We start from the raw sequence: 25733 nt of genomic DNA, 5'->3' as shown, positions 1-25733 counted from the left end.
GCGCGGCGGGGCGCAGGACCAGTCAGGGCACGAGGCAGATGAAATACAAGTCGGCGGCGGAGCTGTTCAACGAGGTGCGCGCGCGGATCACGCAGGTCACGCCGCAGGAGACGATGCGGATCCTGCAGGCGCACCCGGAGACGGTGCTCGTCGATTGCCGTGAATCCAACGAGTGGAACCTGGCGCGCATCCCGGGGGCGGTGTTCATCCCCCGCGGGATCCTCGAGTCTGGCATCGAGCGCTCGGTGGCCCGCGACCGCAAGGTCATCATCTACTGCGCCAGCGGAAACCGTTCGGCCATGGCGGCCGACTCGCTGGAGCAGATGGGGTACCACGACGTGGCCTCGATGAGCGGCGGGATCAAGGGGTGGATCGCGGCCGGCGGCGAGGTCGAGAGCTGATCGACCCGGCCCCGATGATCGGCGATCCACGGCTGTCACACCCGCTCCTGAGGCGGCTGGCCGGGGTGCTGGCGACGACGCCCGGGCTCCCCGCCGAGGACGATGGGGCCCCCGCGCGCGCGGCGGTGGCGCTCACGTTGCGGCCGACGGCGGGGGAGGGGGCCGAGATCCTCCTCATCCGGCGGGCCGAGCGAGTGGGCGACCCGTGGAGCGGGCAGATCGCCCTCCCCGGGGGGCGGTGGTCGCCTAACGACGAGTCGCTCCTGCGGACCGCCTTGCGCGAGACGTGGGAGGAGACGGGGATCGACCTCGCGGCGACGGGGATCGTGCTGGGGACGCTGGACGAGCTCCGCCCCCGCACCGCGACCCTCCCGCCCATCATCGTCACGCCGGTGGTGGTGGCGCTCGGTGACCCCCCGCCGCTGGTGCTCAGCGAGGAGGTCGCCGATGCCTTCTGGGTCTCGCTGGATGTGTTGCGCGACCCGGCGCTGAGCCGCGAGTCGCCGGTGCAGGTGCGCGGGGCCACGTGGCGCGTTCCCAGCTTCGTGGTGGGGGAGCACGTGGTGTGGGGGATGACCGAGCGCATCCTGCGGCAGTTGCTCTCGCGCCTGGGGTGACCGGGGGTAGATTGGGCGCGTCTCCGCCCGCATCTCATGCGCCCGCACATCCGTCTGTCTGCTCGCATGCCCGCCCGTGCCGTGACGGCCCTTGCGGTGGCCGCCCTCGCCTCGACACTCGCCGCGCCTGGCGCGCGAGCGCAGCGGCCGAACCTTGCCGCCTTCGACGCCTACGTGACGCAGGGGGTGAGGGCCTGGAACGTCCCGGGGCTCGCCATCGCGATCGTGGCCGGTGACTCGGTCCTCTTCGCCAAGGGATACGGCGTGCGGGAGGTGGGGCGGCCGGAGCCGGTGGACATCCACACCCGCTTCGCGATCGGGTCCACGACCAAGGCGATGACCACGCTGGCGCTGCTGATGGCGGCCGACAGCGGCAAGGTGGCGCTCGACGCCCCGGTGCTGCGCTACCTGCCGACGTTGCAGCTGTACGACCCGGTGATGACGCGCGAGATCACCGTGCGCGACCTCCTGACGCACCACACCGGGCTCCCCGGCGCCGACCAGCTGTGGGGCGGGAACGACCATCCGCCGGACGAGATCATCCGGCGGATGCGCTTCCTGGAGCCGACGGCCTCGTTCCGTAACCAGTACAACTACCAGAACGTGCAGTACCTGATGGCGGGCGAGGTGCTGCACGCCGCCACCGGGATCGCGTGGGACGCGTTCGTGCGCGCGCGCATCTTCGCCCCGCTGGGGATGGACGAGTCGCTCCCGACCGTGGCCTCGACCGAGGGGCAGCCGAACGTGGCGAAGCCGCACGACGTCGTCGACGGCGCGCTGCGTGTCGTCCCGAAGCGGACGACCGACCCGGTGGCCGCCGCCGGCTCGGTCTGGTCGAGCGTCTCGGACATGGCGCGCTGGATGCGCTTCGTCCTCGACTCCGGGCGGGTGGGAGGGCGCCGGCTGGTGTCGGAGGAGCGCTTCGTCGACTGGCTCGCCCCCCAGGTCGTCGTCCCGCTGCGCGACTTCTATCCGACGGCGCCCCTGGCGGGGATCAACCGCGTGACGTACGGGCTGGGGTGGTTCCTGCACAGCTACGCCGGTGACGAGGTGGCGATGCACACCGGGAGCATCGACGGGATGAGCGCGCTCATCGCCCTCGTCCCCTCCCGGCGCGTCGGCGTGTACGTCCTGGCCAACGCCGACCACGCCGAACTGCGGCACGCCCTGATGTACCGCGCGCTGGACCTGGTGTCCGGACGCCCCCCGCGCGACTGGTCGCGCGAGGTGAAGGCGCTGTTCGACGGGCTGGACGAGCAGGCCCGCCAGGCGCAAGCCGCCTTCGTGCGCGCCCGCGTTCCGGGGACGAGGCCGTCGCTCCCGCTGGACCGCTACGTGGGGAGCTACGCCGACTCGCTGAACGGGACCGTCACGGTCACGCGCCAGGGGGATGCCCTGCGGGCGGCGTGGGGGAGGAGCAAGGCCGGGACGCTCGAGCACTGGCACTACGACACGTTCATGGCCCGATGGGACGGGGGGCGCGGCGGGGGCGAGGTCCTGACCTTCGTGCTGGATCCGCGCGCGGGGGTGTCGGAGCTGCGGGTGGGGCGCACCGCCTTCGGGCGCGTCCCGGACGCTCGTCGTTAGGCGGTGCCTCGCCCGGGGGGCTCCCCGCGCGCGCCCCCTCGCACACCCTCTCCTTCCGTGCAGGTCCCCATGCCGCTCCGCACCCGCCAGGCCCCGCTCGTCCCGCTCGTCCCGCGCGCCCGCCGCGCCGTGTCGTGCGCCGCGGCGCTCCTCGCCCTTCCCGCCGCGGCGCAGTCCCAGCGCCCGGTGAAGCCCGGATGGCAGTGGAGCACCGACACCGTGATGCAGGTGGTTCACGCGGTGCGCGCCGGGCGGTCGCTCAAGCCGACGGCGTGGCCCAGCGGCGCGCGCGTCGCGGTCGCGCTGTCGTTCGACGTCGACAACGAGACGGTGAACCTGCGATTCGGGGAGCCGACGGTGGGGGAGCTGTCGCAGGGACAGTACGGGGCGCGCGTCGGCCTCCCGCGCGTGGTGCGCCTCCTCGATCGCCATGCGATCCCGGCCACCTTCTTCATCCCGGCCATGAGCCTCATGATCGACCGGGGGCAGGTGGGGGTGATCCAGCGGTCGGGACGCCACGAATTCGCGGTGCATGGCTGGATCCACGAGATGAACACGACGCTCCCGGCCGAGGTCGAGCGCCGCCTGGTGCAACAGGCGATCGACACGCTCACGGCCCTCACCGGGACGCGCCCGGTGGGCTATCGCGCCCCTTCGTGGAACTTCTCCCCCCACACGATGGCGATCGTCCGCGACCTGGGCTTCCTGTACGAGTCGTCGCTGATGGCCGACGACGCCCCGTACGAACTGGAGCAGGACGGCCGCGCGACCGGGATCGTCGAGCTCCCGGTGGAATGGATCCTCGACGACGCCCCGCTCTTCTCCCCGCGCGGCACCAACTACGCGTCGCCACGCGAGGTGGCGCAGGTCTGGATCGACGAGTTCGACCGGGCCTACGAGGAGCGCTCGCTCTTCCTCCTGACGATGCACCCGCACGTCTCGGGGCACCGCTCGCGGATCAAGGCGCTCGAGCTGCTGATTGCCCACATCAGGACCAAGCCCGGCGTCTGGTTCGCGACCCACCGGGCGGTGGCGGAATACGTGAAGGCGCAGGGCGGACTGCGGTAGGGAGCGCGCGCCGCACGGTGGCGGTGTTGCGCGGCCGACCGCGACGGCCCTAGGTTTAGGGAATCCTAAATCTCGAGTTCTCGCGTTCGAATTCGCGCGCCAGCCACCGGCGCCGCTCCCATCCGGTCCAAAGCATGAGCAGGTCGCCCGCCTCCGCATCACCCGCACCCGAGCCATCCCCGACACCGCCGGCCGACGCCGGCTGGCGGCGCGCGCGCGAGACGCCGTCGCTGGCGGAGGTGCACCGCACCATCCCGGTGCACGGGCTCACCTGGTGGCGCAAGCTGCTCGCCTTCGCCGGGCCCGGCTACATGGTGGCCGTGGGGTACATGGATCCGGGCAACTGGGCCACGGACCTCGCCGGCGGGTCGCGCTTCGGCTACACGCTGCTGAGCGTCATCCTCATCTCCAACCTCATGGCGGTCCTCCTGCAAGGACTCGCCTCGAAGCTCGGGATCGTCACGGGCCGCGACCTCGCCCAGGCGTGCCGCGACCACTACACGCGCCCGGTGGCCTTCGCCCTCTGGGTCCTCTGCGAACTGGCCATCGCCGCCTGCGATCTCGCGGAGGTGATCGGGACGGCGATCGCCCTCCACCTCCTGTTCGACATCCCGCTCCCCTGGGGGGTGGCCATCACCGCGTTCGACGTCCTCCTGGTGCTCTGGCTGCAGCACAAGGGATTCCGCCTCCTGGAGGCGCTGGTGATCGCGCTGGTGGCCGTGGTGGGGCTCTGCTTCCTGTTCGAGCTGCTCATCGCGCGTCCCGACCTGCGCGAGGTGGCGCGCGGCTTCATCCCGTCGAGCCAGATCCTGCGTGACCGCGAGATGCTCTACATCGCGATCGGGATCCTCGGGGCGACCGTCATGCCGCACAACCTGTACCTGCACTCGTCGATCGTGCAGACGCGCAAGTACGAGGAGTCCGCCGAGGGGCGGCGCGAGGCGGTGCGCTTCGCCTTCGCCGATTCCACGATCGCGCTTTCGCTCGCGTTGTTCATCAACGGCGCGATCCTCGTCGTTGCGGCTGCCACGTTTCATGGCACGGGGAACACGCACGTCGCCGAGATCCAGGATGCGTACCAGCTCCTTTCCCCGCTCCTCGGCGTGGGCGCGGCCAGCACGGTCTTCGCCCTCGCGCTGCTGGCGTCGGGGCAGAACTCGACGCTGACGGGGACGCTGGCGGGGCAGATCGTGATGGAGGGATTCCTCAACATCCGCCTGCGCCCCTGGCTCCGGCGGCTCATCACGCGGGCCATCGCCATTGTGCCGGCCGCGATCACGGCCATCTTGTATGGCGAAAGCGGGACCGCCCGGCTCCTCCTCCTGAGCCAGGTGATCCTCTCGCTGCAGCTGTCGTTCGCCGTCTTCCCGCTGGTGATGTTCACCTCGGACCGGGTCAAGATGGGGGAGTTCGTCAACCCCGCCTGGCTCAAGGTCCTCGCCTACATCGTCGCCACCGTCATCGCCGCGCTCAATGCGTGGCTGCTGGTCCAGACGGTCGGCGAGTGGATCCGCTGATGTATCGTCGCATCCTCGTCCCGCTCGAGCACAGCCCAACGGACAGTTGCATCCTGGCGCACGTCCGTCCCCTCGCCCGGCACTGCGGGGCGTCGATCGTCCTCATCCACGTGGCCGACGGGTGGGCGGCGCGCAACCTCGCGGCGCTCAACCTGCGGGAGTCGGAGGAGATGAGGCAGGACCGGGAATACATCGAGCGGGTGGCCGGGGAGCTGGTGAGCGAAGGGCTGCACGCGGAGGCGATCCTGGCCAATGGCGACCCCGGACGCGAGATCACCGCCGCCGCCGAGCGCGAGCACTGCGACCTGATCGCCATGGCGACGCACGGGCACAAGTTCATCGGGGACGTGATCCACGGGAGCGTGGCCAACACGGTGCGGCACGAGACGTCGATCCCCGTCCTGCTGGTGCGCGCCCCCGGGGGCGGCCGGCGCACGACGGCGTCGTGACGACGTCATGACGACGTCATGACGGCGCGCAAGGCGAAGCCCGTCCCGCCGCGCAAGAAGGCGCGGGGCAAGGGCGGGGGCAAGGGCGGGGGGAAGGGGACGGCGAATGCGGGCACGCACCCGCGCGCCAGCGCCCCCACGGCGCTCACGGCGCCCGTCGAGGACTACCTCAAGGCGATCTACGGGATCGAGCAGGGCGGGGGGGCGGCGGCGACGAACGACATCGCCGCCAAACTGTCGATTGCAGCCGCGTCGGTGAGCGGGATGGTGCGGCGCCTGGCCGACCAGGGACTCGTGTCGTACGAGCGCTACCGTGGCGTGCGCCTCACCGCCCTGGGGCGCCGCGCGGCGCTGCGCACCATCCGACGGCACCGGGTCATCGAGACGTACCTCGCGCAGGCGCTGGGCTACCCCTGGGACCGGGTGCACGAGGAGGCGGAACGCCTCGAGCACGCGGTGAGCGATGAACTGGTGGACCGGATGGCGGCGGCGGTCGGGGAGCCGGTCACCGATCCGCACGGCGACCCGATCCCGACGCGCGAAGGGATCATCGACGAGACGCGGCACCGTACCCTGTCGGACATGGCGCGAGGGGGGCGCGCCCGGGTGAAGCGCGTCAGCGACGAGGACTCGGAGCTCCTGCGCTACCTCGCCCACATCGGGATTCGCCCCGGTGTCGTCGTCACCCTGACCGACCGCGCCCCGTTCGACGGCCCGCTCACGTTGCAGGTGGGGAGGGGGACGTGCCAGATGGGGCCGGCGCTGGCCTCGCGGGTGATGGTGGAGCTCCTCCCGGACTGACGGCGGCGCGAGCCGGTCCGGGAATGCACCGGGGAACGCACCGGGGAACGCACCGGGGAACGCACCGGGGAACGCACCGGAGAACGCACCGGGGAACGCACCGGGGAACGCACCGGGGCACGGCGCCGTTCTTCCAGTCGAGCATGGACGTCTCACACCCGACCGCACGGCGCACCGCCCTCCTCGCCGCCAGCACGCTGGCGCTCGCGCTCCTGACGGCGTGGGGCAGTGTGCGGGGACAGCCCGGTCCCGGCGCGGGGCAGCGGCCGGCGGCACTCCGGCCCCCGATCGCGCGCGCCGAGAGGGGTGACCGGGGCGATTCCACCCGCAGCATCGCCATCGACGAGCGGCTGGTGCGCGACCACGGGATCGGCCTGGGCGACACGCTCGAGGTCTCGGCGGTGCCCGGGGGCGAGGGGGAGCGCGTGGTCGTGGGCGCGATCGTGCGGCGCCGCGCCGACCCGTCGGAGGTGGCCCGCGCCGAGTATCGCGTGCGCCTCCACCTCGACCAGCTGCAATCCCTGGCCGGCACCGGCGACCAGGTGGATCGGTTCGCGGTGCGCGTCGCGCCGGGGGCGACGGCGCCGGCGGTGGCGGCGATCAACGCCCGGAGCTTCGGCTTTCGCGCCCACGAGTCGCGGGACGTCGCAGCCGCGTCGTCGCGGACCTTCGCCGTCGTGTCGCGCTTCAATCGCGCCATCGGGGTCATCACGATCGTGGCCAGCGCGATCTTCCTCTTGTGCATCATGCTCCTCAAGGTCGAGGAACGCCGGCGTGACGTGGCGGCGTTGCGCCTGCTGGGCATCTCGCGCCGCACCGTCACCGCGGCCGTCGTGCTGGAGGCGTCGTGCATTGCCCTGCTGGGGAGCGCGGCGGGGGTGGCCTTCGGGTATGCCAGCTCGCGGATCATCAACTGGCACTACCAGGCGCTGTACCGCACCCCGCTCGCCTTCTCGCTGGTGACGCCGGGGACGGTGCTCTTCGCGGTCTCGCTGTCGCTGGTCCTCGGCGTGGGGGCGGGGGCGCTGGCGGCCCGGCGCCTGACGGGGGTTCCCCCGCTTTCCCTCTTTGGTCGCTGATGCGGCGCACACTCGCCCTCGCGTCGCTCCGCCGCCACCCGGTGCGCACGGCGCTGGCCGTCCTCGGCGTCGCCGTCTCGGCCGCCATGCTCCTGGACATGGTGATGCTGGCCAGCGGGATGCAGCTGTCGTTCCGCGCCCTCCTGACGCGTCAGGGATTCGAGGTCCGCCTGACGCCGAAAGGGACGCTCCCCTTCGACACCGAGGCGCGCATCGCCCGGGCGGCGGGCGCCGAGTCCACGCTGCGTGCGATCCCGGGGGTGGCGATGCTGTCGCCGGTGCTGGGGACGACGTTGCACGTGGTGCGCGGCGACGACGCCGACGCGGTCTTCACGCTGGGGGTCCGCCCCGAGGTGCAGGGGGACTACGAGATGGTGGCGGGGGAGGACGCGCTGGCGCCCGGCCGGATGGTGGTGAATGCGCGGTTCCTGGCGCGCACGGGGGCGAAGGTGGGAGACTCGCTGGAGGTGGCCGGCGGCTACGACGCGCAGCTGCGCACCTGGACGGCCCGGCGACGCGTGGTGGTGGCGGGGGTGGGGCGCTTCCTCTACCTCGCGAGCGACCAGGTGGCGGTGGCGCTGCCGCTGGCCGACGTGCAGTCGATGGACGCCCGGCACGGCACCGACGAGGTATCGCTCATCATGGTGAAGTCGGCGCCGGGAGTGGACGCGGAGTCGTTGCGCACGCGCATCGAGCGCGCGCTCCCGCGCGTGACGGCGATCGCCACGGCCGACGCCGTCCGGTCGGTGGAGGAGCGCCTGAGCTACTTCCGGCAGCTGGCCTTCATCCTGGGGTCGGTGAGCCTGACGGTGGGATTCCTCCTCGTGAGCACGCTGGTGACGGTGAGCGTGCAGGAACGCGTCGGCGAGATGGCGGTGATGCGGGCGATCGGGATCTCGCGCCCGCACGTGGCGCAGCAGGTGATGCTGGAAGGGCTGGCGATCAGCGTGCTGGGGACGGTGCTGGGGCTCGCGCTGGGGCTGGCGACCGCGCAGTACCTCAACGCGATCCTGCGAACGTTCCCCGGACTCCCGGCGGCGATCGACTTCTTCGTCTTCGAGCCGCGCGCGGCCTACCAGTCGTTCGGGCTGCTGGTCGCGACGGCGACGCTGGCCGGGGCGTTCCCGGCGTGGCGCGCGGCCTCGCTCCCGATCGCGACCACGTTGCGTACGGAGGCCGTGTCATGACGGCGGGGGGCGAGCGGGAGCGCGGGGCGCCGCTGTTGCAGGCGCAGGACCTGGTGCGCGAGTACGCGCTGGCCGGCGTCCCGGTGCAGGCCCTGCGCGGCGTGTCGCTCGCCATTCATCCCGGGGAGTACGTCGCGATCGTCGGTCCCTCGGGGTGCGGGAAGTCGTCACTCCTCAACCTGCTGGGCGCGATCGACCACCCCACGCGCGGGGCGGTGCTGCTGCGCGGGCGCGACGTGTCGCACATGCGCGACCGCGAGGCGACCGAGTTCCGCCTGCGGCACGTGGGGTTCGTCTTCCAGCGGTTCTACCTGATGCCGATGCTGACGGCGCTGGAGAACGTGGAGCTTCCGATGGCCGAGGCCGGGGTGGCGAAGGGGGCGCGGCGGGAGCGGGCGCGCGAGCTGCTGGCGTACGTGGGGCTGGGGGCCCGCGGGGGGCACCGGCCGGCGGAGCTGTCGGGGGGAGAGCAGCAGCGGGTGGCGATCGCGCGGGCGCTCGCCAACGGTCCGGACTTGCTCCTGGCGGATGAGCCCACGGGAGAGCTCGATGCGCGCACCGGGCGCGAGGTGATCGCCCTCTTCGAGCGGCTGAATGCCGACGGGATGACGATCGTGGTGGTGACGCACGACGAGGTGCTGGCACGGGCGGCGCGCCGGGTGGTGCACATGGTGGACGGGGTGGTGGTGTCGGACGAGCCGAATGCGGCGGCGGAGTCGGGGGGCCCCCCCCGAATCACATCATCGCCGTCGGTCGCCGCCGAAGCCTCACCATTCCGCCGCCCGCGTGGCTGATTCGTTGCGACGCCGATGATCGTCACCCTCGCCCTGCGCAACCTCGTCCTGCGGCCGTGGCGTTCGTTCCTCCTCCTGGCCGGCTTCGGCCTGGGCGTTGGGGTGATGATCACGCTCCTCTCGATCGGCGAGGCGATGGTCATCCAGTCGCGCGACGAGACCCTGGTGGGGGGAGGCGAGGTGACCGTCCTTCCCGACGGCGTCGACCTCGAGCTGCTCAAGACCGGTGGGGTGGGGGGGATGTGGTTCAGCGTGGCCAACGCGCGCTTCGTCTACTTGCAGCTGCTGGCGTCCCCCCGGCTCCAGCCGCTGGTGCGCGCGGCGGCGCCGCAGATGGAGGGGAAGCTCCTGTACCTGCGCGGCGCGCGCACCGGGGAGTTGGCGGTGCGCGCGTCGGGGGAGATCCCGTCCCTGACGCGCGCGGTGGGGGCGGCACCCGCGCTGGTGGCGGGGCGCTGGGACGACGATGCCGGCGACCGCCGGTGGGCCACGCCGAGCGAGGCGCAGCTGCGCGACGACATCGACCACTTCCACGAGACGCCGGCCGGCGTGCGCGACCCGGCGAGCTGGGGCGAGTGGCACTACTTCAACGTCGTCTCCCCCGACCGGAAGCGCTGGGCCTTCCTCACCTTCCTGCTGGGGGGCGAGGTGCCGCGCGGCGAGTGGGGCGGGCAGCTCCTCCTGACGCTGCACGAGGAGGGGAAGCCTGCCCGGCGCTATTCGCGGCTCGTGGACCGGTCGCGGGTGCGCTATTCCACGGACGACGCCGACCTGCAGCTTGGCGACGCCTTCGTGCGCGTCCTCGCCGACGGGCGCTACGCCGTGCGGGCGCGGATCCCGGCGGAGGACGGGTCGGCGCCGGCCACCGTGGATCTCGTGGTGGCGCCGGCCCCGCGGGCGTACTTCCCCGGTACGTCGTTAGGCGCCGGTGACTTCGTGTCGGGGTACGTGGTTGCCGGGCTCCGGGCGTCGGCGTCGGGGACGCTGTGCACCGGTGCGCGCTGCGAGCGGTACGATGGGGCGCAGGCCTACCACGACCACAACTGGGGGACCTGGCGCGGCGTCACCTGGGACTGGGGGGCGGCGCGTGCCGGGAGCTACACGGTCCTCTACGGCCGCGTGCAGGCCCCCGACTCGCTCATGGCCGACGCCCCGCTCTTCCTCTACCTGGTCGACTCGCTCGGCTTCCGCGCCGTCTTCCGGCCCCGCGAGGTGCAATACGACGACGCGCGGCGGGTGGCGGTGGGGACGACCACGCTGCGCGTCCCCGCGCGGGCGGTGATGCTGGACGTGCGCGGCCCGGACACCCTGCGCCTCGAGCTCGCCATCGAGGACGCGACGGCGACCGACACGCGAACCGCCCTGGCCGAGCGCGGCGAGACCGGCCTGGCGCGACGCATCCCGCGTCCGTGGTTCATCCAGATGAAGGGGGTGGCGCGCCTGAGCGGGCGCATCGACGGCGCGGTGGTGGCCGGTGAGGGGACGGGCTTCTTCGAAACCTATCGTTAGGTGCGCGGGGCGCCAACGCGCGTCAGCGGCGGCTGCGCAGCCGCACCATGAGGACCGCGAAGGCGACGAGGAGCGCGACGATGACGCCCGAGATCGCGATGGTGGGCGGCGCCTCGCCGGCGCGCCCGTCCCGCAGGGTGGCGAGGACGAGCCCGAATGCCACCAGCCCCGCGGCGAGGGCCACCAGGGCGGAGATCATCCGGTTTTGCGGCGGCGTGGGGGCGTGAGGCTGCGCCTCGCGCAGTGCCAGCGCGATCTCCTCGTCGGTCACCTTCGGTTCGCGCACCTGGAAGTCGGCGATCGTCGCGCGCAGCCGCTCGGCGAGCGCCCGCGATCGCGGCGTGGGGTGCGCAGTGGGGACGTGCGGGACGAAGATCATGGGAGCCGATCCGTGGACAGGGTGAGACGGTCAACCGATGAGGACGTACATCCCTCCGGCGAGGAGAACGAGGGCGGCGCCGATGAGGGTGGCGGCGAGGATGGGAGGGTGTCCCCGCGCGCGGAGCCTGGCGACGAGCGTCATTGTGCCGCTGGATCGTGCGGTGAGGGTTCGCCGGCATCGGCCGGGCGACGGGGGAGGCGCCCCGCCTCGCGCAGCGCGTTGCGCAGCAGGAACTCGATCTGCCCGTTCAGGCTGCGCAGGTCGTCGTTGGCCCAGCGCTGCACCGCGTCGAGCAGCGCGGGATCCACACGGAGCAGGAACGAACGGCGCGCGCTCATCGCCGCCTCACCGTTGGACGAGGGAGGCACGACCTCCCGCACGCCCACGGCGCGTGCGGGAGGCGGACACGGCCCGGTGCGACACCTCGCTCACGAGACGGGCCTCACTGGTACAGCGTCCCGGTGTTCACCACGGGCTGCGCATCGCGGTCCGAGCAGAGGACGACCAGGAGGTTGCTCACCATCGCCGCCTTCCGCTCCTCGTCGAGCGTCACGAGCCCGCTTTCGCCGATCATCGACAGGGCGTTTTCGACCATCCCGACGGCCCCCTCGACGATCTTCTGGCGGGCGGCGATGATGGCCGCCGCCTGCTGGCGCCGCAGCATCGCGCTCGCGATCTCCGGCGCGTAGGCCAGGTGGCTGATGCGCGCCTCGATCACCTCGACACCGGCCTTGTGCAGCCGGTCGGCCACCGCCTGCTGCAACGCCTTGGAGACTTCCTGCGGATGCGTGCTCAGCGCCACCTCGTCGTGGCCGTGCGCGTCGTACGGATACGACTGGGCCAGCGCCCGGACCGCAGCCTCGGACTGCATCACCACGAAGTGCGAGTAGTCGTCGACCTCGAACATCGCCTCGGCGGTATCGACCACCTTCCAGACCACCACCGCGCCGATCTCGATCGGGTTGGAGTGGTTGTCGTTCACCTTGAGCTTCGCCGTCTCGAAGTTCCGCACACGGAGCGAGACCGCCTTCTTGGTATAGAAAGGGTTGGCCCAGAACAGCCCCGCCTGGCGCACCGTCCCGACGTACTTCCCGAAGAGGGTGAGGACCTTCCCCTCGTTGGGTTGCACCGTGAACAGCCCGCTCAACGCGAAGATGGCGACGAAGAGGAGGAGCCCACCGACGATCGCCATGGACGGGATGTCGCCCCGCGCGCCGGCGACGATGCGTTGCACGCCCACGGCGCCGACGAGGAGTGAGAGGACCAACGCCGCCAGGCCGTTGGTGCCCGACTTGGTGATCTCGCGAAACATGGACCGTGCGTCTCCGTTGATGGTATCGACATGATATCACCTTGATACTGGGACGCAAGTCCCGATGGGTGCTTGACACTCGCCCGCCAACCCAGAGCATTGCCACGATGCACTCCGACACCGCTTCGCCAGGATGAAGTCGTCCACCTCGCCGGTTGTCACGTCCCCTGCCATCCGACTCGGAGCGCAGGGGTGGAACTACGATGCCTGGGTCGGCCCGTTCTATCCGCCCGGGACCAGGAGCGCCGACTACCTCACCGTCTACGCCCGCGCCTTCGATACGGTGGAGGTCGACTCGACTTTCTACGCCACGCCACCGGCCAGGACGGTGAAGGGGTGGGGAGAACGCGTCCCGGCCGGGTTCCGCTTCGCCCTCAAGCTCCCGCAGGAGATCACGCACGAGAACCGGCTACGGAACTCGGGCGAGCTCCTCGCCCTCTTCGCCGACCGCGCCCGCCTCCTCGGCGACAAGCTGGGGCCTATCCTGATCCAGCTGGGTCCGGATTTCGTCCCCGCCGAGCTTCCCGCCCTCGCCGCCTTCCTCCCCACGCTGCCGCGGGACCTCGACTTCGCCATCGAGTTCCGGCAGCGCGGGTGGATACACGACGGGCTCATTGCCCTCCTTGCCGAGCACCGCGTCGCACTGACGCTCACCGACGCGCGCTGGATTCCGCGCAAGACGATGCTCGCGCTCGCCGAGCGCCCGACCGCGGACTTTGCCTACGTGCGATGGATGGGGCCGAATCGCGACCTGGTGGACTACTCGCGCATCCAGGTGGATCGCTCGCGCGAGCTGTCGGCCTGGGCGCAGGTGCTCCCGTCGCTCGCGGCGCGCGTGCGAACCGTCCATGGATACGTCAACAACCACTTCGCCGGGCACAGCCCGGCGTCGCTGCGCGAGCTGCAACAGCGCCTGGGCATCCCGACGGTGGCGCCCGAGGACCTGGGCGAGCAGATGTCGCTCTTCCAGGGGTGCCTGACGCCGACCGCGCAAGCGAGACCCTCGCGCCGCTAGCTTTCGCCCTTCGCCAACCCCTTTCCGCATGCCTCGCCGTACCCTTGGATTCATCCTCTTCGCGTTCGTGCTGGCCGCGGGGTGCGTTCGCCTCGGCGTCTGGCAGCTGTCCCGGCTTGGCGAGCGCCGCGCGTTCAATCGCGAGATGGCGGCGCGCCTCGCGGGGGCGCCGGAGGGGTATGCCGAGGCGACGCGGGACTCGGCCACCGCGCGCTACCGCCAGGTGCAGCTGACGGGGCGCTACGACTACGCGCGCGAGCTCGTCCTGACGTCGCGGGCCCGGAGCGGGGCCCCCGGCGTGTGGGTGCTCACCCCCGTCGTGGTGGCCGGCGATGGTCCCCCGGTGCTGGTGAACCGTGGATGGGCGTACGCCGCCGACGGGATGTCGGTGGACCTCGCCAAGTGGCACGAGGGCGACTCGGCGATGGTGGAGGGCTACCTGGAGGAATTCGTCCCCGGAAAGGGGATGGTGTCGACGGCGTCGCAGCCGCGGGGGATCCGGCACCTGGTGCGCGACAGCGTCGAGGCCCGCCTGGGCGAGCGCGTGGCCCCGTTCGTCGTGGTGCAACGGCTGGGTGAGGAACAGCGCGATTCCATCACCCACCTCATGCGGCTCCCCACTCCCGTCCTCGACGAGGGGTCGCACCGCAGCTACGCCGTGCAGTGGTTCTCCTTCGCAGCCATCGCCGTGATCGGGGCCGCGGTGGTGGCGCGCCGCGGGCGCGAAATCCAGGCGCGCCGCAGGCGCGAGATCTAGCGGCGCGGCGGGCGCGCGACCTGGCGGCGCCGGGGGCGCCACATGCAGTCGCGCCGCTACGTCACGACGCGCCGGCGCCCTCCGCGCGCTGCAACAGGAGGACCGCGATCGCGATCAGTGCACCGCCGGCCATCGTGGGGAGGGTGAACGGCTGGCCCAGGATCAGCGCGGCGAGGAGGGCAGCGCTGAAGGGTTCGGCGGTCGAGATGATGGCGGTGCGCACCGGACCGAGCGTCTCGAGCCCGCGGAGCATGAGCTGGAAGGCGATGACCGTCGGGACCAGCGCCAACCAGGCGATCGCCCCCACCGCCGGCGCGGCGGTGGGCCAGGCGAGTTGGCCGCGCAGGGCGGCGTAGCCACCGAGGAAGAGGCAGACGCCGACCGCGATGTAGAAGGTTGCGATGGCCGGGGTCGTGCCCATTTGCAGCTGGCGGAGGAGAGGGATGTACAGGGCGTAGACGACCGCCGCGGAGAGGGAGAGCGCCGCCCCGATCGGGGCGATGGGCTCGGCCCCGGGAGATCCGACGATCACCACGATCCCGGCAAGGGAAAGGACGAGCGCGGCGAGGCGACGCCGCCCGACACGCTCCGTCCCGCGCACGGCGGCGAAGATCGCCACCCAGGCGGGAAAGGTGTAGAACAGGAAGACCGTCGTCGCTGCCGGGATGTAGTCGAGCGCCGAAAGGTTGAGGATGTTCAGTACGGCTTGGCCGATGCCGCCCCACACGACCAGCCGGCGCACGTGGAGGCGCGGGAGGCGGAGCGCGCGCCATCCGCCGACGAGGGGGGCGAGGAGGAGCGCGGCCAGCAGGAACCGCCCGGTGACGACGGTGGAGAGCGGGACGCCTTCGCGCGTGGCGATGATCGTCGCGATGGTGGTCGACGAAAAGGCAAAGGCGGAGCCGAGAACGGCGAGCGTGGCGATGCCCGGCGTCAGGGCGGCACGCTCCACCGGCAGCGGCCCTCCCCTCATCCGATGTGGAGCAGCTGGCGGGCGATGGAGAAGTAGATCACCAGCCCCGTGACGTCGACGAGCGAGGCGACGAAGGGCGACGAGGCGATGGCGGGGTCGAAGCCGAGTCGCTTGAAGACCAGCGGGAGCATGGCGCCGACCACCGAGCCGACCAGGACGACCATGACCAGCGTGAGCGAGACGACCAGGGCGAGCGTCTGCGTGCTCCCCCACATGAGCGCGCGCGCGAACCCGATCGCCCCCAGGCAGGCGCCCAGCACGACGCCCTGGCCCAGCTCGCGCAGCAGGATTCGCAGGGCGTCGCGCAGCTCCACGTCGCCGACGGCGAGGGCGCGCGTGATCAGCGTCGCGGATTGCGACCCCGAGTTGCCGCCGGAGCTGATGATGAGCGGAATGAACAGGGTGAGGGCGATGGCCGAGGCCAGCGTGTCCTCGTAGGCGCGCATGGCCGTCCCCGTGAACATCTCGCCGACGAAGAGGAAGACCAGCCAGCCCACGCGCTTGCGGGCGACGCTCCAGAAGCCGACCGTGAAGTACGGTTCCTCGAGCGGCTGCACGGCCCCCAGCTTCTGCACGTCCTCCGTCTGTTCCTCGACGATGGCGTCGATGACGTCGTCGACGGTGATGACACCGATGATGCGCTCGAACGCATCGACCACGGGGACGGCGACGAGGTCGTACTCCGAGGTGACGCGAGCCACCTCGGCACGATCGGCGGTGGCGGACACCTGCACCACTTCCGTCCAGGCGACGTCGGACACCTTGCTCCCGTCGGGAGCGGCGACGAGTTCGCGCAGCGACATCACCCCGACCAGCGACCCGCGCTCGTCGGTCACATAGAGCGCGTGCATCGCCTCCTTGCGTCCCGAGCGCGCGGCCACGCGCACGATGGCCAGCGCCTCCTCGACGGTGAGGTCCTGCATCACGGAGACGAACTCCGTGGTCATGAGCCCGCCGGCCGAGTCCGTGTCGTACTGGAGGAGGCGCTCCGTCTCCTGTCGCGCCGCGTCGGGCAGGTCGTGCAGGATCTCGTCGGCGGTCTCTTCCTCGAGCTCCTCGAGCACATCCGCGCGATCGTCCGGCGTCATCTCGGAGACGAGGGCGACGGCCTGCTCGGTGGTCATCGTCTCGAGCAGTTCGGTGCGCAGCTCTTCGTCGAGGTACTCGAGCACGTCGGCGGCGCGCGCCGCGGGGAGGGCGCGCAGCAGCTCGGTGACGCGGTCGCGCGGCAATGCCTCGGCCACGTCGGCGAGGCTCTTCGGGTGCAGCTCCTCGGTCTCTGCCGCCACGTCGGCCGGTGACTCCTCGAGCATCACGAGGATGTCAGGGGCGAGGAGGGCTGCGAGCTCGCTGTCCTGGTTGCGTTGTGGTGGCATCATCGACGCCCTCCGGCGAGGTGCGGCAGGGAGGAGCGGCCGAGCCAGCCGCTCGAGGCGCCGCAAGTTACGGGCGTCGTACAGGGCGAACAAGCGCGCGGCGCGACGCGAAACCAACCCTTTGCGGCATGCCGCTGTCAGAGAGGGCGCCGACGCCGCGCAGGGCTGGCTGTGCGCCGCAGGGGTGCGCCGCAGGGGTGCGCCGCAGGGGTGCGCTGCGGCGGTGCGCTGCGACCGCATGGTCGGGCGACGGTTCGCCTCGCCATCGCACGCTTCATCGCGTCGTCACGCGCTTCGTCCACGCGCGATATCGCAGGCGGCCGATTCGCTGTCCAAACGCCAGGTCCGCACCAAGCGCCTGTCCCCCAAGGCTCGGAAGGCTATCATGCGCATCTCACACGCCCTGCTCCTCGTTGCACTGTTCCCCGGCGTCGGCGTGGCCCAGCAGCTGCTCGCCAAGGGGCGCGCGGCCCCGGCCACTTCGTCGGTGAAGACGACTCGGGCGGTGCGCGCCACCAAGCCCCCGGTCATCGACGGCAAGGACACCGACGACATCTGGGCGCGAGCGCAGAAGATCGACGGATTCCGGATGTTCGATCCCGTGGAGGACGGTGAGCCGTCGATGGCCACCGAGGCGCGCGTCGCCTACGACGACCGCAACCTCTACGTCTTCGTGCGGGCCTTCGACCCGCACCCCGACAGCATCATGGCGCTGCTGTCCCGCCGCGACGAGCGGACGCAGTCGGACTACATCCGCTTGATCGTCGACTCGTACCACGACAAGCGCACCGGCTACGAATTCATGGTGAACCCCGCCGGGGTGCAGCGCGACATCTACCTGTACAACGATTCCAACGAGGACGTCACCTGGAACGCCGTCTGGGACGTCAAGACGGCGATCGACTCGCTGGGGTGGACGGCGGAGTTCCGCATTCCCCTGAGCCAGCTGCGCTACCCGCGCAAGGACGAGCACACCTTCGGGATCGGGATTCACCGCGAAATCGCGCGCCTCGGCGAGCGCTCGAGCTGGCCGCTCTGGCGCCGCTCGCAGTTCGGGATCGCCTCGCAGCTGGGCGAGCTCGGGGGGCTGGCGGGGATCTCGAGCCCGCGCCGACTCGAGTTGATGCCGTATACGGTGCAGGCCAACGATTCGCGGCTGCGGGCCGATGGTTACGGCCGCGCACAGCGCATGGCGTTAGGGGCCGACGTCAAGTACGGCCTGTCGTCGAACCTGACGCTCGATGCGACGATCAACCCCGACTTCGGGCAGGTGGAGGCCGATCCCGGCGTGCTGAACCTGGGGGCCTTCGAGCAGTTCTTCGAGGAGCGCCGCCCCTTCTTCCTGGAGGGGACGGGGATCTTCCGCTACGACATCGACTGCAACGACGGGCAGTGCACGGGGCCGTTCTATTCGCGTCGTATCGGGCGCGCACCGCAGGCGGGTTTCCTGAGCGAGGACCAGAACGCCGTCCCGCTGAACTCCACCATCCTCGGTGCCGCCAAGGTCACCGGGCGCCTCTCGAACGGGCTCTCGCTCGGGGTCCTCAACGCGATCACCGGTCGCGAGAGCGTGGCCGAGTCGCTCACCGTGGAGCCGCGCACGAACTATTTCGTGGTGCGTGCTCAGCAGGACCTGCGCGGCGGGCGCAGTGGCGTCGGGGCGATCTTCACTGCGGTGAACCGCGAGCTGGATGGGTACACCGAGAACTACCTGCGCCGTGAGGCGTACACCGCGGGGCTCGACGCGCGCCATCGCTTCGGCCCCAACAGCGCCTACGAGCTGTCGGGGCAGCTGTACGGGAGCGTGGTGCGCGGCTCGGAAGAGGCCATCGCCCGGACGCAGCGCTCGGCGGTGCACTTCTACCAGCGTCCGGACGACGACCTGGCGTACGACCCGACGCGGACGTCACTGTCCGGGGTCGGCTCGGGGCTCGGCCTGTCGAAGAACGGTGGCCTCACGCGCTTCTGGACCGGGGTGTGGTACAAGGGGCCGGGGCTGGAGATCAACGACGTCGGCTTCATGTCGAGCGCCAACAGCATGGGGCAGAGCAACTGGTTCGCCTTCGTCCTCCAGCGCCCCAAGTGGTTCTATCGCCGGTGGCAGGTGAACTTCAACCAGTGGAACAGCTGGCTCGCCGACGGGATGAACACCGGTCACGGCGGCAACATCAACATGAACGGGCAGCTCCGGAACATGTGGTTCGTGTACGGGGGCCTTGGCGGCGAGAAGGGCGCGTATTGCGGCGCGTGCCTGCGCGGGGGACCGGCGCTGTGGGAGAACCATTCCGTCCAGGGATGGGCAGGCTTCACGGGCGACCAGCGCCGCGCGGTCTATCCCGCCTTCGAAGCCTTCTTCCGGCGCACCGACGGTGGTCGGTCGAGCAGCATCAACCTGGGGCCGCGGGTCGAGGGGCGCTTCGCCTCCTCGTTCTCCGCGTCGCTCGGCGTGAGCTTCAACCGCAACATCGACGACCGGCAGTGGCTCGGCAACTTTGGCGACGTGGGGAGCGACACGACGCATTTCACCGTCGCGCGCCTGGACCAGAAGACGGTGTCGGTGACGACGCGCATCAACTGGACCGCCTCGCCCACGCTGTCGCTGCAGGTGTATGCCCAGCCGTTCGTGACGGGCGGCGAATACTCGGACTGGCGCGAGGTGGTGGCACCTCGCGCCCGTGGTTACGACGCGCGCTTCCGTCCGTTCACGATCGAGGGGGAGCCGGGGGGCTTCAACTTCAAGCAGTTCCGCTCGAACACGGTGGTGCGCTGGGAGTACCGCCCGGGGTCGACGCTCTTCTTCGTCTGGGCGCAGGGGCGGGTGCAGGATGGGCTCGATGCGGGGTCGTTCCGCTTCAACCGCGACTACCGCAACCTGTTCGGCGCGCATCCCGACAACACGTTCCTCGTCAAGGCGAGCTACTGGTTCGCGATGTAGCTCTGGAGACGGGAGACGGGAGACGGGAGACGGGAGACGGGAGACGGGAGACGGGAGACGGGAGACGGGAGTGCGTTAGGCGCCCCGGCCGGCGCGTCAGGGGTGGGCGTCGTCCGACAGGAGTGATAGCTGACGGCGGTCGGTGGTGGTCGCGCGGAGGCGGTAGCCCGCGGCCTCGACCGCCGCGGCGAGGGCGGCCTGGTCGAGGGGACGCTCGTGCTCGAGCGTTGCCCGCCCCACCACCACCTCGGCCTTCGCGATCCCGTCCACGGCGGCGAGCGACGTGAAGATGGCGCGGGCACAGTGCACCGTGCGCATCCCGTCGATGTCGAGAGTGGTCACCATGGGGCGGGAAGATAGCGCGCCCTCGCGCCCGGGGCGCGGCGCGGACAGATTTCGCGCATGAAGATCGCGTTTCTCGGACTCGGGGCCATCGGGACGCCCATGGCGCGCCAGGTCGCCGCCAAGTTCCCGCTCACCGTCTGGAACCGTTCGTCCGACAAGGCGAGCGCCTTCGCCAAGGCGCATGGCGCCGCCGTCGCCGGCACCCCCGCGGCAGCGGTCGCCGGGGCGGACGTCGTCATCACGTGCCTCCCCACCTCCCGCGAGGTGGAGGCGCTCCTGCATGGGAGCGAGGGGATCCTGGTGGGGATGGCGGACGGCACGTTGCTCATCGACTGTACGTCGGGCGATCCCGCCTCGTCGCGACGCATCGCGTCGCACCTGTCGGGACGGGACATCGCCTTCCTGGACGCGCCGGTGAGCGGCGGCGTCTCGGGGGCCGAGGCGGGGACGCTGACGGTGATGTGCGGCGGCGATACGGCGGCGTTCGATCGTGCGCGCCCCGTGCTGGAGTCGTTCGGGCGCAAGATCGTGCTGGTGGGTCCGGTGGGGGCGGGACATGCCCTGAAAGCGGTGAACAACGCGTTGCTCGCCGTGCACATCTGGTCGACGGTCGAGGGGTTGGCGGCGCTGACCAAGGCCGGGGTCAAGCCATCGGCGGCGCTCGAGGTGATCAATGCGTCGAGCGGGCGCTCGAACACATCGGAGAACCTCGTTCCGCAACGCGTCGTGACGCGCGCATTCCCGCGGACCTTCAAGCTGGCGCTCCTGGAAAAGGACGTCGCGATCGCGGCCGAGTTCCTTCGGGAGCAGCGCGTTCCCTCGGCGGTGATCCAGCAGGCGGCCGAGCTCTTCCGCCTGGCCCGGCACGAGCTGGGCGAGGACGCCGACCATGTTGAGGCTGCACGCCTGATCGAGCAGTGGAGCGACGTGGTGATCGCGGACTGATCCCTCGTCTCTCCGTCTTCCCGTTTTCTCGTCTTCTCGTCTTCTCGTCTTCTCGTTTCCCATGACTTCCCTGCAGGGTGCCTCCGCGCTCATACCGGTGTCCGACATCCGCGCCCGCTTCCCCGCGCTCAAGCGATGGGAGGGAGGTCATCCGGTGGCGTACTTCGACGGCCCCGGGGGGACCCAGGTGCCGCGCGAGGTGGTGGAGGCGATGAGCGACTACCTGTACCACCACAACGCGAACACGCACTGGGAGTACCCGACCTCGCACGAGACCGACGCGGCGCTGGAGCAGGCGCGCGCGGCGGCGGCCGACCTGCTCAACGCGGGGAGTGACGAGGTGGCGTTCGGCAACAACATGACGACGATCACCTTTCACGTCTCTCGCGCGTTAGGCAGGCGCTGGAGCGCGGGCGACGAGGTGATCGTGACCGAGCTCGACCACCATGCCAACGTGGCGCCGTGGCGCGAGCTGGCGCGCGACCGGGGGCTGGTGGTGCGCACGGTGCGGATGGACCCGGCAAGCGGGACGCTCGACTGGGACGACCTGCGCCGCGCATTCACCCCGCGGACGAAGCTGCTGGCGATCGGCGCGGCGTCGAACGCGCTGGGCACCGTCACCGATGTCGCGGCCGCGGCACGGCTGGCGCACGAGGCGGGGGCGCTGTGCTACGTGGACGCCGTCCACTACGCTGCCCACGGCGTGATCGACGTGAAGGCCTGGGACTGCGACTTCCTGGCGTGCTCGGCGTACAAGTTCTATGGGCCGCATGCCGGGGTCTTCTACGGCCGGCGCGGACTGATCGACGGGCTCGACGTTCCCAAGCTCGAGCCGGCGCCGAATGCCGGTCCCGAGCGGCTGGAGACGGGGACGCAGAACCACGAGGGGATCGTGGGGACGGGGGCCGCGATCGAGTTCATGGCCTCGCTGGCGCCAGGGGGGAGCCGGCGTGAGCGCCTAACGAACGCCCTCTCCGCCCTGCACGCCCGCGGCGAGCAACTCGTCGCGCGGCTCTGGAACGGGCTGCGCGAGGTGGACGGCGTGACACTCTACGGCGTGGCCCCGGGCGGTGCCCGGACGCCGACCGTCATCTTCACCGTCGCCGGGAGGAGCTCGACCGACGTCGCGCGCGCGCTCGTGCCGCGCGGGATCTACGCATCGAACGGCGATTTCTACGCGGTGACGGTGATCGAGCGCCTGGGGGAGTCGGCGGACGGCGTGGTCCGTGCCGGCTGCGCCTGCTATACCACCGAGGACGAAGTCGACCGCCTGGTGGCGGCGGTGGCGGAGCTGGGGGCGAGGTAGCGTCGCGCCTGAGGCGCGCCGGGGGCGCGCCGGGGCGTGATATATTCCCCCGCGGCATGACTCTCCCCCCGACGTTCCCCCTCCGGTTCGCGCGCGTCGTGCGCGCGACCCCGCTCGGTTGGCTGTTGCTGGTCGCAACGCTGCTGGCCACCGGCTGCAGCGCCGGGCGCGATGCCGCTTCCGGGGCGCCCCGTGCGTCGTTCCTCGTGGCGGCCGGAGACTCGACCTTCTGGGTCGAGAGCGACAGTGCCGGGATCCGCGTGCGCCGGTCGTCGATGCTGCTGGCGGAGTTCGACGGGCGCTTCCACGAGTTGTACCTGACGGATGACGACCGCTCGTACTACGACGCCGTCATCGTGGGGCAGCGCATCTTCCGCCGCGACCTCGAGCGCGGCGACTCGCTCCTCCTGCTGGAAGATTCGACGCTGGCGGAGCTGGCCCGCGACTACGCCGCGCGGCACCCGAACGAGGTGCCGCTCGCGCCGGACGAGGACGCGGCCGATGAGCCAACGACGCATGCGACGACCGAGACGGAACTGCTCGACGTCGCCGGCCCGTTCCTGACCTTCGAGCAGCATGTCGACATCGACGTCGTCGGCGATCGCGACCAGCATGTCACCCGGCGCGGCGTGATCGACATTCGCGACGGGCGTCAGGTGACCGTGAGTGAGCTGGTCGGCGAGGCGCAGGGCAGCGACATCGTGCGCCGGGCGCGCGCGCTGCTGGCGGAGGCGCTCGACTCCGTTCGCCGCGCGAACGACGAGCGCGCGCGGCGCGCGGCGACCGCGCTCACGGGATTCGTCTTCGACTCGCTCTCCTTCGCCCTGGTGGACGAGGAGGCGATGCCGGCGATCGCCTTCCTCGTCCCCGGTCGGGGACCACGCGCGGGTGGCTACGCGCTCCCCCTTCCCCCCATCCGCATCGAGGGGGCGACATGGTGGGCGCCCATCCGCGCGACCCTCCCCACGGAACCCGCGGGTGGAGGCACCTGGCGCGGGCCGGGATACGATGTCGTGGCGCGCGAGGATTCGGCGGGTGAATCGGTGCAGGTGGCGCTGCGCGCCGCCCCTAACGAGTGGGTCGTCGGGCGCCTTCCCGCGCCCGTGCGCCGCGTCCGTCGCCTGGACCACCCCGCCGTGCTCCCGGCCACCGTGCAGGCCCTTCGCCGGGCGTTCGACGAGTCGGCTCTCTATTCCGGCGAGGTCCGCACCGCCGCGCGGCTGCCGGGGCCGCGCGCGCGCCCGGCCCCGGGCGTCGCGTCCCCCGTCAAGACCCTCGCGCCGGCGCGCCGAGGCGGTAGCTCCTTCCCCTTGCTGAGCAGACGCCAAGTGGCGTTCTTGCATGCGGGACGCGAGCGCGAAGCGCCCCACCGTCCGGCGGGGCCGATGCTCGCAGGATGTCGCTGCACCTGGAGACGTGGATGACCAAGAAGTTCTCGCTCGACGAGGCCAACCGGATGCTGCCGCTGGTGACGCGCATCGTGCGTGACATCATCGAGCACTACCGCGAGTGGCAGCGGACCGTGGAGGCGTTCGAGATCGCCGCCACCCTCAACCGGTCCGACAAGCCGACCCCGGAGGCCGAGGCGCTGCAGCACAAGGCGCAGGAGCTGGCGCGCGACATCCAGGGCTTCGTCGGCGAGCTCACCCGGCTGGGCCTGGAGTTCAAGGGGTTCGAACTCGGCCTCGTCGACTTTCCCGCCGACGTCGAGGGGCGCAACATCTTCTGGTGCTGGAAGCATGGCGAGCCGGAGGTCGGCTACTGGCACGACCTCGACGCCGGGTTCAACGGCCGGCAGCCGGTCGACGCCCTCCTGCAGCCCTCGATCGCTCATCACCACTGACCGACGCGCACAGCCTCATGAAGACATATCGCTCTCCCGATGGCGTCACCTGGACGATCTCGGTCGAGTCCCCGAGCCATTCCAGCGCGCTCGTGGTCTTCGAGTATCCGGCGCCGACGGGGCGTTACGATCGCTACGCATGGATCAACGTGAAGGGGCCGCAAGTGAACGACCCGCGCGCTCGCCTCGACCCGGCCACGGTGGGCGAGGGGCTGACGGACCGCGACCTGGCACGACTGTTCCGGCGGTCGGTTCCGGTGCAGACGGAGCGTCCGGCCTACATCGCGTCCTAGCCGCAACGGCTCGCGAGGACGAAGCGCGGCTACGCCTCTGCCTCTGCGTCCCGGAACGGGACGTCGACCTCCAACCCGTCGCGCGCAATGATGGTCTGCGGGAAGACGCTCCGGGCTTCGCGTTCGAGGTCGCTGACGTCGCGGGTGTAGCGGGCCGACAGGTGCGTCAGGACGAGGCGTAGGACTCCCGCCTGTCGCGCGATCCCGGCGGCCTCGCGGGCGGTGGAGTGCCCGGTCTCGATGGCGCGCTCGTGCTCTTCGTCGCCGAAGGTGGCCTCGTGCACCAGGAGGTCGGCGCCTTCGGCCGCAACGCGGGTGGCGTCGCAGGGGCGCGTGTCGCCGGTAATGACGATGCGGCGTCCCGGGCGGGTGACGCCCACCAGCTCCCCAGGGTGCACCTCGCGCCCGTCCTCGAGGACGATCGACTCGCCTCGATGGATCCTCCCCCAGAGCGGCCCCTCGGGAATGCCGAGTTCACGGGCGCGCTCGGGGTTGAAGCGGCCGCGCCGCGTGTCCTCGACGAGGGCCCATCCCAGCGCCGCGGCGCCACGATGGTCGGCGCCGATCGCCTGGATTTCATACTCCTTCCGCCGCACCACATCACCGGGCGCGAGCTCGGTGACTTCGAGCGGAAAGGTGAGACGGTCGGTGCCGAGCGATTCGCACTTCTTCATGGTCCGGCTGGCGCCGCGAGGGCCCCAGACGCGAAGGAGTTCGGTGCGTCCCTGCAGCGCCATGGTGCGCAGGAGTCCGATGATCCCGAGGTAGTGGTCGGTGTGGAAGTGCGAGAAGAAGACGTCGCCGAAGTTGAACGAGACGCCGTAGCGCATCATCTGGCGCTGGGTCCCCTCGCCGCAGTCGAAGAGGAGAGTCTCACCCTCGCGGGTGAGGGCCATGGACGACACGCCGCGCTCTACGGTGGGGCGCGAGGCGGAAGTCCCGAGAAAGCGGAGGGAGAGCGGCATGGGGCGCGGAATATAGCCGCCGAGCTTGCTGCGGCGACGGAGGCGCGGAACGAAACGGCGCGGCGGCCGGGCAGCTTCGGCGTCGGCCGTGCGAGTGTGACCTAGCTCGCTGAGGTTGGCATGAGAGATGGCCAACATACGGAGACGACAGCCGCGTCGAGCGGGCGCGAGAGCACGGGGAGATTGGCCGGGTCACGGCACGCCAGGGTGATGCACCGACGCAACTACGGTCGAGGTTGCTTGATTTTTCGGCGGTGCTGGCGCGACTCATGTGAAC

Annotated in this window: 26 protein-coding genes; 19 read left to right on the top strand and 7 right to left on the bottom strand. The window is 71.1% G+C overall.

Annotation, left to right across the window (positions count from 1 at the left end; all coding sequences use genetic code 11):
- Window positions 1-38 precede the first annotated feature (38 nt).
- From ABS52_08945 to ABS52_08895, 11 genes are all read left to right on the top strand, one after another.
- The gene (locus ABS52_08945; GenBank protein ODT03571.1) at window positions 39-401 is read left to right on the top strand and encodes a hypothetical protein; all 363 of its coding nucleotides are present in this window, start codon (window positions 39-41) and stop codon (window positions 399-401) included.
- Window positions 402-469: 68 nt separating this feature from the next.
- Entirely contained in the window at window positions 470-1018 is a 549-nt protein-coding gene (locus ABS52_08940) for a hypothetical protein (GenBank protein ID ODT03601.1), read from the top strand.
- A 66-nt stretch (window positions 1019-1084) separates the two neighbouring features.
- A complete protein-coding gene (locus ABS52_08935; GenBank protein ID ODT03570.1) occupies window positions 1085-2605 on the top strand; it encodes a hypothetical protein in 1521 nt (506 codons plus the stop codon).
- Between the two features lie 222 nt (window positions 2606-2827).
- A complete protein-coding gene (locus ABS52_08930) occupies window positions 2828-3673 on the top strand; it encodes a polysaccharide deacetylase (GenBank protein ID ODT03600.1) in 846 nt (281 codons plus the stop codon).
- 134 nt (window positions 3674-3807) lie between these two features.
- Complete coding sequence (locus ABS52_08925) at window positions 3808-5190, top strand: divalent metal cation transporter (GenBank protein ODT03569.1); 1383 nt, start codon at window positions 3808-3810, stop codon at window positions 5188-5190.
- Window positions 5190-5639 carry a hypothetical protein gene (locus tag ABS52_08920; GenBank protein ID ODT03599.1) on the top strand — a complete coding sequence of 150 codons (450 nt, stop codon included), beginning with the start codon at window positions 5190-5192 and terminating at the stop codon, window positions 5637-5639. Before ABS52_08925 ends, ABS52_08920 begins: the two co-directional genes overlap by 1 nt.
- Window positions 5640-5816: 177 nt before the next feature.
- Complete coding sequence (locus tag ABS52_08915; GenBank protein ID ODT03598.1) at window positions 5817-6440, top strand: DtxR family transcriptional regulator; 624 nt, start codon at window positions 5817-5819, stop codon at window positions 6438-6440.
- Window positions 6441-6583: 143 nt separating this feature from the next.
- On the top strand, window positions 6584-7519 hold the full coding sequence (locus tag ABS52_08910) for a hypothetical protein (protein ODT03568.1): 936 nt from the start codon (window positions 6584-6586) through the stop codon (window positions 7517-7519).
- Window positions 7519-8706, top strand: coding sequence for a hypothetical protein (locus ABS52_08905; protein ODT03567.1), 1188 nt, complete (start codon window positions 7519-7521; stop codon window positions 8704-8706). The genes ABS52_08910 and ABS52_08905 overlap by 1 nt, the downstream gene beginning before the upstream one ends.
- Window positions 8649-9500, top strand: coding sequence for a hypothetical protein (locus ABS52_08900; GenBank protein ODT03566.1), 852 nt, complete (start codon window positions 8649-8651; stop codon window positions 9498-9500). The genes ABS52_08905 and ABS52_08900 overlap by 58 nt, the downstream gene beginning before the upstream one ends.
- 15 nt (window positions 9501-9515) lie before the next feature.
- Window positions 9516-11009, top strand: a complete 1494-nt coding sequence (locus tag ABS52_08895; GenBank protein ID ODT03565.1) for a hypothetical protein — start codon at window positions 9516-9518, stop codon at window positions 11007-11009.
- Between the two features lie 22 nt (window positions 11010-11031).
- Here the strand turns inward: ABS52_08895 and ABS52_08890 are convergent, their stop codons facing one another.
- From ABS52_08890 to ABS52_08880, 3 genes are all read right to left on the bottom strand, one after another.
- Window positions 11032-11388, bottom strand: coding sequence for a hypothetical protein (locus tag ABS52_08890; GenBank protein ID ODT03564.1), 357 nt, complete (start codon window positions 11386-11388; stop codon window positions 11032-11034).
- A gap of 140 nt (window positions 11389-11528) precedes the next feature.
- Window positions 11529-11729: a hypothetical protein gene (locus ABS52_08885; protein ODT03597.1), complete on the bottom strand. Its 201-nt coding sequence runs from the start codon at window positions 11727-11729 to the stop codon at window positions 11529-11531.
- Window positions 11730-11833: 104 nt separating this feature from the next.
- Entirely contained in the window at window positions 11834-12703 is an 870-nt protein-coding gene (locus ABS52_08880; GenBank protein ID ODT03563.1) for a hypothetical protein, read from the bottom strand.
- Between the two features lie 133 nt (window positions 12704-12836).
- Here ABS52_08880 and ABS52_08875 point away from each other — a divergent pair, with 133 nt between their 5' ends.
- Both ABS52_08875 and ABS52_08870 read left to right on the top strand, forming a co-directional pair.
- Window positions 12837-13718, top strand: a complete 882-nt coding sequence (locus ABS52_08875) for a hypothetical protein (protein ODT03562.1) — start codon at window positions 12837-12839, stop codon at window positions 13716-13718.
- A gap of 28 nt (window positions 13719-13746) precedes the next feature.
- Complete coding sequence (locus tag ABS52_08870) at window positions 13747-14475, top strand: hypothetical protein (GenBank protein ID ODT03561.1); 729 nt, start codon at window positions 13747-13749, stop codon at window positions 14473-14475.
- A gap of 61 nt (window positions 14476-14536) precedes the next feature.
- On the opposite strand, the gene ABS52_08865 is transcribed toward ABS52_08870, so the two are convergent.
- Together ABS52_08865 and ABS52_08860 are read right to left on the bottom strand one after the other, a co-directional pair.
- Complete coding sequence (locus ABS52_08865) at window positions 14537-15448, bottom strand: hypothetical protein (GenBank protein ID ODT03560.1); 912 nt, start codon at window positions 15446-15448, stop codon at window positions 14537-14539.
- A complete protein-coding gene (locus ABS52_08860; GenBank protein ID ODT03596.1) occupies window positions 15445-16824 on the bottom strand; it encodes a magnesium transporter in 1380 nt (459 codons plus the stop codon). The genes ABS52_08865 and ABS52_08860 overlap by 4 nt, the downstream gene beginning before the upstream one ends.
- Window positions 16825-17209: 385 nt before the next feature.
- Between ABS52_08860 and ABS52_08855 the strand changes: the two genes are divergently transcribed.
- Window positions 17210-19759: a hypothetical protein gene (locus ABS52_08855; GenBank protein ID ODT03559.1), complete on the top strand. Its 2550-nt coding sequence runs from the start codon at window positions 17210-17212 to the stop codon at window positions 19757-19759.
- A gap of 96 nt (window positions 19760-19855) precedes the next feature.
- On the opposite strand, the gene ABS52_08850 is transcribed toward ABS52_08855, so the two are convergent.
- Window positions 19856-20104 (bottom strand): hypothetical protein, encoded by a 249-nt coding sequence (locus ABS52_08850; protein ID ODT03558.1) that lies wholly within the window; start codon window positions 20102-20104, stop codon window positions 19856-19858.
- 57 nt (window positions 20105-20161) lie between these two features.
- Between ABS52_08850 and ABS52_08845 the strand changes: the two genes are divergently transcribed.
- From ABS52_08845 to ABS52_08825, 5 genes are all read left to right on the top strand, one after another.
- Window positions 20162-21049 (top strand): 3-hydroxyisobutyrate dehydrogenase, encoded by an 888-nt coding sequence (locus ABS52_08845; protein ID ODT03557.1) that lies wholly within the window; start codon window positions 20162-20164, stop codon window positions 21047-21049.
- A 61-nt stretch (window positions 21050-21110) separates the two neighbouring features.
- Window positions 21111-22355 carry a cysteine desulfurase-like protein gene (locus tag ABS52_08840; protein ODT03556.1) on the top strand — a complete coding sequence of 415 codons (1245 nt, stop codon included), beginning with the start codon at window positions 21111-21113 and terminating at the stop codon, window positions 22353-22355.
- A gap of 56 nt (window positions 22356-22411) precedes the next feature.
- On the top strand, window positions 22412-23779 hold the full coding sequence (locus ABS52_08835) for a hypothetical protein (GenBank protein ODT03555.1): 1368 nt from the start codon (window positions 22412-22414) through the stop codon (window positions 23777-23779).
- On the top strand, window positions 23776-24198 hold the full coding sequence (locus ABS52_08830; protein ID ODT03595.1) for a hypothetical protein: 423 nt from the start codon (window positions 23776-23778) through the stop codon (window positions 24196-24198). Before ABS52_08835 ends, ABS52_08830 begins: the two co-directional genes overlap by 4 nt.
- 17 nt (window positions 24199-24215) lie before the next feature.
- On the top strand, window positions 24216-24491 hold the full coding sequence (locus tag ABS52_08825) for a hypothetical protein (GenBank protein ODT03554.1): 276 nt from the start codon (window positions 24216-24218) through the stop codon (window positions 24489-24491).
- Window positions 24492-24520: 29 nt separating this feature from the next.
- On the opposite strand, the gene ABS52_08820 is transcribed toward ABS52_08825, so the two are convergent.
- A complete protein-coding gene (locus ABS52_08820; GenBank protein ID ODT03553.1) occupies window positions 24521-25456 on the bottom strand; it encodes a ribonuclease Z in 936 nt (311 codons plus the stop codon).
- Between the last annotated feature and the right edge of the window lie 277 nt (window positions 25457-25733).

It is taken from the genome of Gemmatimonadetes bacterium SCN 70-22 (assembly GCA_001724275.1).
Taxonomy (GTDB): domain Bacteria; phylum Gemmatimonadota; class Gemmatimonadetes; order Gemmatimonadales; family Gemmatimonadaceae; genus SCN-70-22.
This window is presented reverse-complemented; position numbering and strand designations above follow the sequence as displayed.